At 72.6% G+C, this 12,054-nt stretch carries 12 protein-coding genes and 1 tRNA gene; 8 read left to right on the top strand and 5 right to left on the bottom strand.

Translation table 11 applies throughout. From position 1 onward, the window contains the following. Window positions 1-31: 31 nt before the first annotated feature. The 4 genes from ACGF15_RS23485 to ACGF15_RS23470 form a co-directional block, all read right to left on the bottom strand. Complete coding sequence (locus tag ACGF15_RS23485) at window positions 32-1,729, bottom strand: glycosyl hydrolase family 18 protein (RefSeq protein ID WP_392801667.1); 1,698 nt, start codon at window positions 1,727-1,729, stop codon at window positions 32-34. Window positions 1,730-1,987: 258 nt separating this feature from the next. Beyond that, window positions 1,988-3,103 (bottom strand): LLM class flavin-dependent oxidoreductase, encoded by a 1,116-nt coding sequence (locus ACGF15_RS23480; RefSeq protein ID WP_362607032.1) that lies wholly within the window; start codon window positions 3,101-3,103, stop codon window positions 1,988-1,990. Window positions 3,104-3,222: 119 nt separating this feature from the next. Further along, window positions 3,223-3,942 carry a decarboxylase gene (locus tag ACGF15_RS23475; RefSeq protein ID WP_345611038.1) on the bottom strand — a complete coding sequence of 240 codons (720 nt, stop codon included), beginning with the start codon at window positions 3,940-3,942 and terminating at the stop codon, window positions 3,223-3,225. Further along, entirely contained in the window at window positions 3,939-4,715 is a 777-nt protein-coding gene (locus tag ACGF15_RS23470; RefSeq protein WP_345611040.1) for an aspartate/glutamate racemase family protein, read from the bottom strand. Before ACGF15_RS23470 ends, ACGF15_RS23475 begins: the two co-directional genes overlap by 4 nt. A gap of 97 nt (window positions 4,716-4,812) precedes the next feature. On the opposite strand from ACGF15_RS23470, the gene ACGF15_RS23465 reads away from it, so the two are divergent. Both ACGF15_RS23465 and ACGF15_RS23460 read left to right on the top strand, forming a co-directional pair. Beyond that, a complete protein-coding gene (locus ACGF15_RS23465; protein ID WP_392801663.1) occupies window positions 4,813-5,775 on the top strand; it encodes a D-2-hydroxyacid dehydrogenase in 963 nt (320 codons plus the stop codon). Further along, window positions 5,756-7,162 (top strand): amidase, encoded by a 1,407-nt coding sequence (locus tag ACGF15_RS23460; protein ID WP_392801660.1) that lies wholly within the window; start codon window positions 5,756-5,758, stop codon window positions 7,160-7,162. The genes ACGF15_RS23465 and ACGF15_RS23460 overlap by 20 nt, the downstream gene beginning before the upstream one ends. 21 nt (window positions 7,163-7,183) lie before the next feature. Here the strand turns inward: ACGF15_RS23460 and ACGF15_RS23455 are convergent, their stop codons facing one another. Beyond that, window positions 7,184-7,675: a DUF3830 family protein gene (locus ACGF15_RS23455; protein ID WP_345611046.1), complete on the bottom strand. Its 492-nt coding sequence runs from the start codon at window positions 7,673-7,675 to the stop codon at window positions 7,184-7,186. A 69-nt stretch (window positions 7,676-7,744) separates the two neighbouring features. On the opposite strand from ACGF15_RS23455, the gene ehuB reads away from it, so the two are divergent. The 6 genes from ehuB (at window position 7,745) to ACGF15_RS23425 (ending at window position 11,934) form a co-directional block, all read left to right on the top strand. Continuing rightward, a complete protein-coding gene (gene ehuB, locus ACGF15_RS23450) occupies window positions 7,745-8,602 on the top strand; it encodes an ectoine/hydroxyectoine ABC transporter substrate-binding protein EhuB (RefSeq protein ID WP_345611049.1) in 858 nt (285 codons plus the stop codon). Further along, window positions 8,599-9,339: an ectoine/hydroxyectoine ABC transporter permease subunit EhuC gene (gene ehuC / locus ACGF15_RS23445; protein WP_392801656.1), complete on the top strand. Its 741-nt coding sequence runs from the start codon at window positions 8,599-8,601 to the stop codon at window positions 9,337-9,339. The genes ehuB and ehuC overlap by 4 nt, the downstream gene beginning before the upstream one ends. Further along, complete coding sequence (ehuD, locus tag ACGF15_RS23440) at window positions 9,336-9,986, top strand: ectoine/hydroxyectoine ABC transporter permease subunit EhuD (protein WP_345611054.1); 651 nt, start codon at window positions 9,336-9,338, stop codon at window positions 9,984-9,986. Before ehuC ends, ehuD begins: the two co-directional genes overlap by 4 nt. Continuing rightward, window positions 9,976-10,764: an amino acid ABC transporter ATP-binding protein gene (locus ACGF15_RS23435; protein ID WP_345611058.1), complete on the top strand. Its 789-nt coding sequence runs from the start codon at window positions 9,976-9,978 to the stop codon at window positions 10,762-10,764. The genes ehuD and ACGF15_RS23435 overlap by 11 nt, the downstream gene beginning before the upstream one ends. Before the next feature lie 166 nt (window positions 10,765-10,930). Beyond that, window positions 10,931-11,689: an IclR family transcriptional regulator C-terminal domain-containing protein gene (locus ACGF15_RS23430; RefSeq protein WP_345611060.1), complete on the top strand. Its 759-nt coding sequence runs from the start codon at window positions 10,931-10,933 to the stop codon at window positions 11,687-11,689. 171 nt (window positions 11,690-11,860) lie between these two features. After that, window positions 11,861-11,934: transfer RNA gene (locus ACGF15_RS23425), tRNA-Lys, on the top strand. Window positions 11,935-12,054 lie beyond the last annotated feature (120 nt).

The raw sequence follows: 12,054 nt of genomic DNA, 5'->3' as shown, positions 1-12,054 counted from the left end.
GGCGGCCTGTGGGGGGCGGAGGGGTGGCGGGTCAGCAGGCTCCCAGGTCCTGCCAGACGCCCCACTCACCCGTGGTCCCCGGCTCCTCGCCCTGCGTCCACCACTTGGCCTTCCAGGTACGGCCGTTGTGGGAGACCTGGGCGTTGCCGCTGTAGGCGGTGGCCTGCGCCCACGCCTCGGCCGTGCAGCCGCCGGACGGGGGCGGGCTGGTCGGCGGGGTCGTGGTGGGCGGCGTGGTGGTCGGCGGCGTGGTCGTGGGCGGGGTGGTCACCGGGGGCTGGGTGGTGCCGCCGGTCGCGGCCACGATCTCGTTCAGCAGCGTGGTGTTCTCGTCCAGGCCGAGCAGGGAGTACATCATCGCGCCGCCGAGGCCCCGCTGGCGGGCGTAGTCGGCACGGGCCTGGATCGCCCGCTTGTCGAGGCCGGTGAAGAACTCGCCGTCCTTGTAGAAGTACGCGGCCTTGGCCTCGTCGTCCCAGAAGGTGGTCGCCGGGTTGTCGACGATGCCGCCCAGCTCCTTGTAGTGCGCGATGCCGGCCTGGCGGCTCAGCGGGCGGGCCGCCGAGGCGCCGGTCGCGGTGCCGGCGAGGCCGTTGTTCGCGGCGGGCACGCCCTTCCAGCCGCGGTAGTAGAACTCGTAGCCGAGGGTCAGCTTGCCCGCGGGGAAGCCGCCGGTGATCCCGTAGGCCGCGTCGCCGTCGATGTAGGCGTCGATGGCGTTGTCGACGGAGTACTTCGCGGTCCCCGGCGCGATCGGGTCGGTCGGGTCGGAGGCCGGGGAGTACAGCGGCGACTGGTGGTACGCGGGCCCGTCGCCGTCCCAGGCGCCGTGCATGTCGTACGTCATGATGTTCGCGTAGTCCAGGTACGCGCCGATCTTGTCGGTCTCCAGGTACCTGATCTTGTCCTGGCCGGCCGGGAGGGCCGCGGTCAGCAGGTACTGCTTGCCGCCGTGGGCCGCGCCGTACGCGTCGAGCTGCTTGCGGAACTCGGCGAGCAGCAGCGTGAAGTTCTGCTTGTCCTCGGGACCGTGGTGGTTGCCGAGGTGGCCGCCGGAGGAGCCCGGGTACTCCCAGTCGATGTCGATGCCGTCGAAGATGCCCGCGGCGGTGCCCGGGCCGCCGAAGCCGCCCTCGACCGGCAGGTCGCCCTGGATGTACTGCTTGATGCAGGAGGAGACCAGCTTCTTGCGGCTCGCGTCGGTCTTGGCCGCGTCGTGGAAGTACTTGGAGTACGTCCAGCCGCCCAGCGAGATGTTGATCTTCAGGTGGGGGTACTTCGCCTTCAGCTCCTTGAACTGGTTGAAGACGCCCACGATGGGCTGGTCCCACCTGTCGGCCACGCCGTCGACGCTGTCGGCGGCGCTGAAGGAGCGCTGGTAGTCCGCGTAGGAGTCGCCCGCGCCGTCACCGGCGCTGGGGTTGTTGTCGTCACCCGCGGCCTTGTTGGCCATGAAGCACGTCAGATCGGTCGGGTGGATGTTCCCGAACGAGTAGTTGATGACGTCGAGCTTGCCCGCGATACCCCGGGTGTCCAGGTGCTTGGGGTAGAAGGCGTTGCCGTAGATGCTCCACTGGTCGTAGTAGGCGATCCTGACCCCGCCGTCGGAGGCGGCCGCGGAGGCGGTGTCGGACGCCTGGGCGGTGCCGAGGCCGGCGAAGCCGGCCAGGGCGCCTGCGGCGAGCGCGGCGGTGGTGAGTGCCGCGAGCATCGGTCTGCGGGAGCGCATGTGCAGCCTCCGGGGGGTGCGGATCGGACGGTGGAGCAGGGGGACTGGAGCAGTGATAGCGATCCGCGGACGCCCCCGTCAATGGTCTGAACCAAACCGGGAACTAGACCTTTCCCGCGGCGAAACCCCTTGTCAGAGCGGTGAGCTGACAGAAATCAGCCGCTCGTCACCGGGGTGACGAGCGGCTTAAGGATCTCTTAAGCGGCGGCGGGGCCGGATGTTGACCACTGGACCACCCGCCGGCGAGGCCCCCAGGTTTTACCCGGCGGCAACGTCCCCGGGGACCCCGGCGGGCAGCCCGTACGCGTCCGCGAGGAGGTCGTGGCTGCGCAGCCGGGCCTCGGCCCCGTGGACGTTCGCCGTCAGCATCAGCTCGTCGGCGCCGGTGCGCGCCACCAGTGCGTCGAGGCCCTCGCGGACCGCGTCGGGGGTGCCGTGGACGACGTCGGCGAGCCACGCCTCGGTGAACTCGCGCTCCGCGGCCGTGAACGGGTACGCCGCCGCCTCCTCGGGGGTGGGGACGAGACCCGGCCGCCCGGTGCGCAGCCGGAGCATCGCCAGCGCACCGGTCAGGACCTGCCGCCGGGCCTCGCGCTCGTCCTCCGCCGCCAGCGCCGCGACGCCGATCAGGGCGTAGGGGGCGTCCAGCACGGCGGAGGGGCGGAAGCTGTCCCGGTACAGCTCCAGGGCCGGGACGGTGTGGCGCGCGGAGAAGTGGTGGGCGAAGGCGAAGGGCAGCCCCAGCTCCCCCGCCAGCCGGGCGCTGAAACCGGAGGAGCCGAGCAGCCAGACCGGCGGCCGGTGCGGGGACTGCACCCCGCCCGGCACGGTGCTCTGCACCGGGCCGGGCACCGCGTGGATCCGGGCGTGGGGATGGCCGTCGGGGAAGTCGTCGTCGAGGAAGCGGAGCAGCTCGCCGAGGTGCCGGGGGAAGTCGTCCGCCCCCTCTTCGGCGGTACCGGTGCGGCGCAGCGCCGCGGCGGTCGCCCCGTCCGTCCCCGGGGCGCGCCCCAGCCCCAGGTCCACCCGTCCCGGCGCCAGGGCCTCCAGGGTGCCGAACTGCTCGGCGACGACCAGCGGGGCGTGGTTGGGCAGCATCACCCCTCCCGACCCGAGGCGGATGCGCCCGGTGTGCGCGGCGAGATGGGCGAGGATCACCGCCGGGGACGAGGAGGCGACGCCCGGCATGGAGTGGTGCTCGGCGACCCAGTGGCGGTGGAAGCCGCGGCGCTCGGCCAGCCGGGCGAGCTCCACGCTGGTCCGCAGCGCCTGCCCCGCCGTGCGTCCGCTGCCGACGGTGACCAGGTCCAGCACGGACAGCGGTACCGGGGCGGAGCCGGCCGCCGTGCCTCGGATCTCGTCCACTGCGTTCACCGGGGAGCCTCCTGTTGCGTGTCGCGGGTACTCCGCGAGGAAACAGGAGGCAGTCTCCGCTTATTCCCCGGGGCGGACCGGACCGGGACCGGGGCGGGGCGGGCGACCCGGACCGGGCGTCAGTCCCGGCCCGCGAAGAGGGCGCCGAGCTCGTCGGCGCGCACACCGTGCCGCTCGGCCAGCCGCAGCCCCTCCCAGACCGTCACCTGGTTGGCCGTGAGGACCGGCTTGCCCACCGCCTCCTCCAGCTCCGGCAGCAGCGCCACCGTGCGCAGCGCGGTGTCCGGCACCAGGACCGCCTCCGCCTCCGGGCGGTCCGCCGCCCGCACCAGGGCGAGCAGCTGCCCCGGCCCCCAGCGCGCCGCCTCGGCCGCGGTCGCCACCCCGCCGGTCACCGTCGCCACGACCTCCACCCCGGCCTCCCCGAGGAACTGCGCGAACAGCTCGGCCACGTCCTCCGGGTAGCTGGCCGCGACCGCCACCCGAGCCGCCCCGACGGCCTGGGCCGCACGGACGAAGGCGAAGGAGGTGCTGGACGCCGGAAGGCCCGCCGCCAGCGCCAGGGAGCGCACCTGCTCGCGCGCGCCCGCCCACCCGTACACGAAGGATCCGCTGGTGCACGCCCAGACCACCGACTCGGCCCCGGACAGCCGCAGCTCCTCCACCCCGGCGGCGAGGCGGTCCTCCTCCCCCATCCGCAGCAGGGCGTCCACCCGGTGGGCGTCCTCGCCGATGTCGGTGTGGACCACGGGCACGTTGACCCCGGTGAGCAGGGCCTCGATGCGCGGGTAGTCGTCCTCTGCGGAATGCCCGGGGTACAGCAGCCCCACGGTGGTCATGTCACGCCCTCCTGTCCTTCCGGCTCGGCCGGTCTCGCAGCAGCGTCCATCAGCAGAGCCTGGTAGGGGCCGACCGCGCGCACCCCGATGGCGCGCAGGGCCGACCACATCGTGACCTGGTTGGCGGAGACCACCGGCATCCTCAGCTCGGCCTCCAGCTGCGGGATGACGTCGTAGGTGGGCAGGTTGGTGCAGCTGACGAAGAGCGCGTCCGCGTCCGCCGACACCACCCGGCGGGCCATGTCCGCCACCTCGCGGTACGGCACCTTCCAGATGTGGCGGGTCAGACCGAGGAAGGCCCGGCCCGTGACCGCCACGTCCGCCTGGGCGAGAAAGTCCTCCAGCGCCCGGGTCACCGACTCCGTGTAGGGCGTGAGCACGGCTATCCGGCGTGCCCCCAGCTCCTGCAGGGCCTCGATCAGTGCGCCGGACGTGGTCAGCGACGGTACCTCGCCGGCCGCGCTCATCACCTCGCACATGGCGCGTTCCCCGAGGACGCCGCCCACAAAACTGCCGGAGGCGCACGCGTAGGCGACCACGCTCGGCTGGGAGGCGCTCAGCGCCCGGACGGCCTCGCGCAGCGTGTGGTGCTCGCTGACGAGCCGGGCCAGGTCGAGCGAGACACCGGCCGGCACGAAGGGGGTGCGCGTCAGGCGCAGCGAGACCTCGTCCGGGACCCAGCGCCACAGCTCGCGGTCCAGTGCGAAATCGAAGGGGGCGACCACGCCGACACCGTGCTGCGGCAGGGGCCCACCGAGGAAGGCGACGTCCATGACCGTGCCCTTCAGACGCCTTGTTGACGACGGTAGATTCGAGTGCAAGCGTGGGTCAATCCATACATCCCAGACTTTTCGAGGCGGTTTCCGGTCGATGTCCCGACCCTCACTCCTGGTCCTCGCGGCCGACCCCCCTCCGCGCCTCGGCGCCCTCACCGGGAAGGCGGACGTCCGCTTCACCGACGAGGCGCGCCTGGCCGGCGAACTCCCCCGCGCGGACGCGCTGCTGGTGTGGGACTTCACCTCCGAGGCGGTCCGCCGGGCCTGGCCCGGCGAGGGGTCCAGACCGCGCTGGGTGCACACGCCCAGCGCGGGGGTGGACCGCCTGCTCTGCCCGGAGCTCGCCGCCTCCGACACCGTGGTCACCAACGCCCGGGGCGTCTTCGAGCAGCCCATCGCGGAGTACGTGGCGGCCCTGGTCCTCGCCATGGCCAAGGACCTCCCCGCCACCCTGGAGCGGCAGCGCGAGCGGCGCTGGCAGCACCGCGAGACCCTTCCGGTCCAGGGCAGCCGCGCGGTCGTCGCCGGGGCCGGGCCGATCGGCCGCGCGGTGGCCGGGGCACTGCGCGCCCTGGGGGTCCGCACGGCCGTGGTCGGCCGTACCGCCCGGCCCGGCATCCACGGCGGGCAGGACCTCGACCTGCTGCTGACCCGGGCCGACTGGGTGGTGTGCGCCGCCCCGCTGACCGAGGCCACCCGGGGGATGTTCGACGCCCGGCGCTTCGCCCTGATGCAGCCCTCCGCACGCTTCCTCAACGTCGGGCGCGGCCCCCTGGTGGTCGAGGCCGACCTGGTCGCCGCCCTGCGCGACCGGACGATCAGCGGCGCCGCGCTGGACGTCTTCGAGCAGGAGCCCCTTCCGCCGGACAGCCCCGTCTGGGAGGCCCCCGGCCTGATCGTCTCCCCGCACATGAGCGGCGACACGGTCGGCTGGCGCGACCGCCTGAGCGAGCAGTTCGTCTCCCTGTTCGAGCTGTGGGCCGCGGGAGAACCCCTGCCGAACGTGGTCGACAAGGAACGTGGGTACGTGCCCATGCATGACCACGCGCCTGACTGACCTGACCGCACACCGGCTGCTGGCCGGCTACGCACGGGGGGACTTCTCCCCCGTGGACGCCGTCCGGGAGTGCCTGGAACGGGCCGAGGCCGTCCAGCCGGCCGTCAATGCCTTCGTCCGTATCGATGCCGAGGACGCCCTCGCCCGGGCGGGGGAGTCGGCGGCACGCTGGCTGCGGGGGGAGCCGCGGGGCCTGCTGGACGGCGTACCCGTGACCGTCAAGGACCTGCTGCTCCAGCGCGGGGTGCCCACCCTGCGCGGCTCGCGGACCGTGGACCCGAAGGGCCCCTGGACGGAGGACGCCCCCTCGGTCGCCGCCCTGCGCCGCCACGGGGCGGTCTTCCTGGGCCGGACCACGACCCCCGAGTTCGGCTGGAAGGGCGTGACCGACTCCCCCCTCCAGGGGGTCACCCGCAACCCCCACGACCCCTCGCGGACCAGCGGCGGGTCGAGCGGCGGCGGTGCGGCGGCCGTGGCCCTGGGTGCCGGGCCGCTGTCGGTCGGGACGGACGGGGGCGGCTCCGTGCGCATCCCGGCCTCGTTCTGCGGGGTCTTCGGGCTGAAGCCGACCTACGGCCGGGTGCCCCTGTACCCGGCCAGTCCCTTCGGGACGCTGGCGCATGTGGGCCCGATGGCGCGGGACGCCGCCGACGCGGCGCTGATGCTCGACGCGATGAGCGCACCCGACTGGCGCGACTGGACCCAGTCCCCGGCGGAGGGCGAGCTGCGCGGTCACCTGGCCGAGGGGGTCGAGGGGCTGCGGGTCGCCTACTCCGCGACCCTCGGCGGGCAGGTGCCCGTACGGCCCGCGGTGGCGGCCGCCGTGCGGCGGACGGCTGCCGCCCTCGCCGACCTCGGCGCCTATGTGGAGGAGGCCGACCCCGACATCGCCGACCCCGTCGACGCCTTCCACACCCTGTGGTTCACGGGCGCGGCCCGGGTGGTGCAGCACCTGGGGCCGCGGCAGCGGGCGCTGCTGGATCCGGGCCTCGCGGAGATCTGCGCCGAGGGGGCGGGGCGCAGCGCCCTGGACTACCTGGCGGCGGTGGACGCGCGGGCCGCGCTCGGGCGGCGGATGGGCCGCTTCCACACCCGCTTCGACCTGCTGGTGACGCCCACCCTGCCGATCACCGCCTTCGAGGCGGGCGCGGAGGTGCCCGCGGGCTCGGGCCTCCACCGCTGGACGGGGTGGACGCCGTTCACCTACCCGTTCAACCTGACCCAGCAGCCCGCCGCCACCGTGCCCTGCGGGACCGACGGGGACGGCCTCCCGGTGGGCGCGCAGCTGGTGGCGGCACGCCACCGGGACGCGCTGGTGCTGCGCGCGGCGCACGCGCTGCACGGGGCGGGGGCCGCGGTGGCGCCCGCCCCGGGCGGGCCGCGCTGACGCCCGGGGCCCGGCGGCGCCTCAGGCGCGGCGGAAGGAGAGCGTCTCCCCCGCCGCGCCGGTGCGCCACAGGTCCTGGCAGGCCGCGGCCATCTCCCCGAGCCCCTGCACCACCTCGCCCCAGACGATGCCCGGCACCCAGCCGGTGTCCCCGTTCAGCAGCAGGTTGTTGCGCTCGTAGAACAGCGCCAGATCCACCGTCACCGGCCCCGGCCGGGCGGCACCGTAGCCGTGCGAGGCCGTGCCGAGCTGCTCCCCGCTGAAGGTGAAGTAGCACAGGTCGCCGGGGATCGGGGTGACCGTCGGGTTCTCCAGCGGGGGCTCGGCGTCGGCGAAGGGCGGGAAGAGGGCGTAGACCTCGTTGCGGGCGTACTTGGCGTGGTAGACCTCGCCGCTCAGCGGCAGCGCCCCCCACACGGCGGCGCAGGCGGCCGGGGCCCGGTCGTCGAGCAGCCGGGCGGTGCAGCGGGCACCGCGCCGGTCAAGGGACACGGTCAGATATCGGTCGGCCATCTTCTACGCATACCCCACGCGGACCCGGGTAGCCGCGCGGCCATGGCTCGTACTAGACACGCACGACCAATGAGCAGACGCTCGGTGCTCCTCGGCACCGCGGCCGTCGGCACCCTCGGGGCGCTCGGGGCCGCGGGGTGCGGCCGGGTTCCCTCCGGTGACGCGCTGGCCAGGCTGAAGTCCCAGGGAACGGTACGCCTGGGGATCGCCGGGGAGGTGCCGTACGGCTACGTGGACGACCGGGGCGAGTTCACGGGCGAGGCCCCGGAGCTGGCCCGGGTCGTCTTCAGGCGCCTGGGGATCGACACCATCCAGCCGGTCGCCACGGACTTCGCCTCCCTCATCCCCGGTCTGAACTCCCAGCAGTTCGACGTGGTGTCGGCCGGGATGTACATCAACAAGGACCGGTGCGCGCAGGTCATCTTCTCCGACCCCGAGTACCAGATGCTCGACGCGTTCATCGTGCGCAAGGGCAACCCGAAGAACCTGCACGACTACGAGGACGTGGTGCGGACCAAGGCCCGGTTCGCCACCGGGACGGGCTACGCGGAGATCGGCTACGCCGTCGCCGCGGGGATACCCGAGAAGGACATCGTCATCCTCCAGGACCAGGTGGCCGGGCTCAACGCGGTGGAGTCCGGCCGCGTCGACGTCTTCGCCGGAACGGCCCTGACGGCCCGCGAGGTGGTGCGCAGGAGCTCGCGCGCCGAGGCCACCGAGGCCTTCGCCGCGGTCGTCGACGGCAAGGAGCAGATCGACGGGGGCGGCTTCGCCTTCCGTCCCACCGACACCGAGCTGCGCGACGCCTTCAACGACGAGATCCTCGCGATGAAGAAGAGCGGTGAGCTGTTCCGGATCCTGAAGCCCTTCGGCTTCACCGAGTCCGAGATGACCACCCTGACCGCCGAGGAGCTGTGCCGGAAATGACAGCCGGACTCTGGCAGAACTGGGTGCTCCCCGGTATCTGGATCACCGTGCAGCTGCTGGTCTACAGCGCCGCGCTGGCCGCGTTCGTCGCCTTCGCCGTGGGCATGGCGCGAACCCATCGCTCGACGTCCGTGCGCTTCCTGGCGGGCTTCTACACCGAGGTCTTCCGCGGGACGTCGGCCCTGGTGCTGATGTTCTGGCTCTTCTTCGTGGTGCCCCCGCTGATGGGCTGGCAGCTGGTCCCCATGTGGGCCGCGGTCCTCGCGCTGGGCCTGTCGTACGGCGCCTACGGCGCGGAGATCGTGCGCGGGGCACTGAACTCGGTGGCCACCGCCCAGCGTGAGGCGGGTGTCGCCCTCAGCTTCACCCCCTGGCAGCGGATGCGGCTGATCCTGCTCCCGCAGGCGGTGCCCGAGATGATGCCGTCCTTCTGCAATCTGCTGGTCGAGCTGCTCAAGGGCACCGCGCTGGTGTCGCTGCTCGGCGTGGGGGACGTCTCCTTCGCCGCCTACCTGGTGCGCCTGGCGACCCAGGAGAGCGCGCAGATCTACACGGTCAGCCTGGTGATCTACTTCGTGCTGGCCCTGCTGGTGACCCGGTCGATGAAGGCGCTGGAGCGCCGGTCGAAGCGGAACATCGGCATCGAGCAGGAGCCCGGCCTGCTGGGCGGCCTGCTGGCGCGCCGCGGCGCCCAACCGGTCCGCGGTACCGAGGCGGCGGGGGGTGCGTCGAAGTGACGTGGGACTGGTCCGCCGTCTGGGACTTCATGCCGCGCTTCTGGGAAGGGCTGCTGGTCACCCTTCAGGTGCTGGTGCTCGGCTCCCTGCTCTCCTTCTCCCTGGGCCTGGTCTGGGCCCTGGCCTTCCGGGCCCCGAGCCGGCTGGTGCGCTGGCCGGTGAACGCCTTCACCGAGTTCGTCCGCAGCACGCCGCTGCTGGTGCAGCTGTTCTTCCTGTACTTCGTCCTGCCGGAGTGGGGCATCCGCTTCTCCGCCCTGGTGACGGGCACGATCGCGATCGGACTGCACTACTCGACGTACACCGCGCAGGTCTACCGCGCCGGTATCGACGCCGTGCCGAAGGGCCAGTGGGAGGCGGCGACGGCCCTGAGCCTGCCGGCCCACCGGACCTGGTCGGCGGTGATCCTGCCGCAGGCCGTCCGGCGCATCACCCCGGCGCTCGGCAACTACGTCATCGCCATGCTGAAGGACACCCCGCTGCTGGCCGCGATCGGCGTGCTGGAGCTGCTCCAGCAGTCCCGGCTGGAGAGCGCCTCGACCTTCCAGTACACCGAGCCGCTCACCGTGATCGGCATCGCCTTCATCCTGATCGCCTATCCGGCTTCCCTGCTGGTACGAGCCCTGGAGCGCCGCCTTGCCCGCTGACACCGCCACCGACACGGCCCCCGAGACCGGCGGCACGCCGAACGGCGAGCTGATCCGCTTCGACAACGTCACCAAGCGGTTCGGGGACAACACGGTCCTCGACGACCTCTGCTTCTCGGTGAAGCCGGGCAAGCACGTGACCCTGATCGGCCCGTCCGGCTCCGGGAAGACGACCATCCTGCGGCTGCTGATGACCCTGGAGTCGCCGGAGGAGGGCACCATCACGGTGGCCGGAAGGAAGCTGTTCCCGGCCGCCGAGAAGGAGCGCCGCGAGGCGCGCAAGAAGATCGGCATGGTCTTCCAGCAGTTCAACCTGTTCCCCAACATGACGGTGCTGCGCAACATCACCGAGGCGCCGGTGCGGGTGCTGGGGCTCTCCAAGGAGGAGGCCGAGGCACGCGCCCGGGAGCTCCTGGAGCTGGTGGGGCTGAGCGAGAAGGCGGACGCGAAGCCCGGCCAGCTCTCCGGGGGCCAGCAGCAGCGGGTGGCGATCGCCCGCGCCCTGGCGATGCGCCCGCAGGTGCTGCTGCTGGACGAGGTGACCTCCGCGCTCGACCCCGAGCTGGTCGCCGGGGTCCTGGACCTGCTGCGGGACATCGCCCGGACCACGGACATCACCATGGTGTGCGTGACGCACGAGATGGGCTTCGCCCGCGACATCTCCGACGAGGTCCTGATGTTCGACGGCGGCAAGGTCATCGAGTCGGGCCCGCCGGAGAAGATCTTCTCGGATCCGGAGCAGGCACGGACGCGCGAGTTCCTCGGCGCGGTGCTCTGACCACCCGACCCGCCGAAGACGTATGCCTTTGGCATATGCCAAGGAGATGCGCCCCAGCGCAGGCCGCTGGGGCGCCGCTCCTTTTGCGCCAACACCCCGCCGCCGAGGGGTCCTTGGCCGCTATCGTGGAGGGGAAGTTGCGGTAACAACCTGGTAGGGGGAAACCGTGGCGCTGAAGCCCGAGCCGACCGCGCCGTTCCATTCGGTGCACTACGTCCTGCGCGTCCTGGAGACCATCTCACGCCACGGCGGCGGCGTGAGCGACGCCCAGATCGCGCGCGAGACCGGACTGCCGCCGGGCCACCTCGCCCCGATGCTCGCCATGCTCCGCCGCGAGGGCTACGCGGAGCAGACGGCCGAGGGGGCGTACGTGACCGGCGAGTCGCTCGTCCTGCTGGGTTCGGGGTCGACCCGCAAGGAGGCCCTCGCGGCCAAACTCCAGGACACCCTGGCCGAGCTGCGGGACTCGGTGGGGGCGGCCGTCTACATCAGCCGGTACATCGACGGCGAGGTGAAGATCACCCAGTTCGCGGACGGCCCGGGCACCCCCAAGGTCAACGAATGGGTCGACTTCCGCTCGGCGGCCCACGCCAGCGCGGTCGGCAAGTGCCTGCTCACCCAGCTCGACGTCGACGGCCGCCGTGACCACCTCTCCCGCCACAAGATCGCCAGGCTGACCTCCCGGACGATCACCAGCGAGCGGCTGCTGTTCTCCAAGCTCGACGCACAGCCCCCGACCGTGCCCGTGCTGGACCTCCAGGAGTACGCGGTGGGCACCGTGTGCGCGGCGGTCCCGCTGACCGCCGGGTCCGCGGTGGGCTGCCTGGCCCTGTCCCTGCCGATCGAGCACGCCCACCGGCTGCGGCAGGCCGCGGACACCCTCAACCGCAGGGCGGCACCGGTGGTGCTCTCCCTGGCGATCTGACACCGTCCACCCGGCCGTACCGCCACGGAACGGGTGATACCACCCCACGGCCGGCGGGCGGGCGTCCCCTCGGATCCGGACCGGGCCCCGGCCGGGACGCCCGTGGTCGGGACCACCCTCCGGGAACCGGTATGGTGGATGCCGTCGGCCGCCGAGCGGCGGACGAGTCGGGCGCCGCTAGCTCAGTTGGTTAGAGCAGCTGACTCTTAATCAGCGGGTCCGGGGTTCGAGTCCCTGGCGGCGCACAGCACGGCAAGGCCCCTCGCGTGAGCTTGGGTTCAAGGGGTCGTCGCAACACCACTTGGTTTCAGGTGGTGAGTAGATCACGTAGACGCTCGGCTGGGGTATCCCAGTCGAGCGTCTTG

The sequence above is a fragment of the Streptomyces sp. NPDC048001 genome (assembly GCF_043203115.1).
Lineage (GTDB): Bacteria > Actinomycetota > Actinomycetes > Streptomycetales > Streptomycetaceae > Streptomyces > Streptomyces sanyensis.
This window is presented reverse-complemented; position numbering and strand designations above follow the sequence as displayed.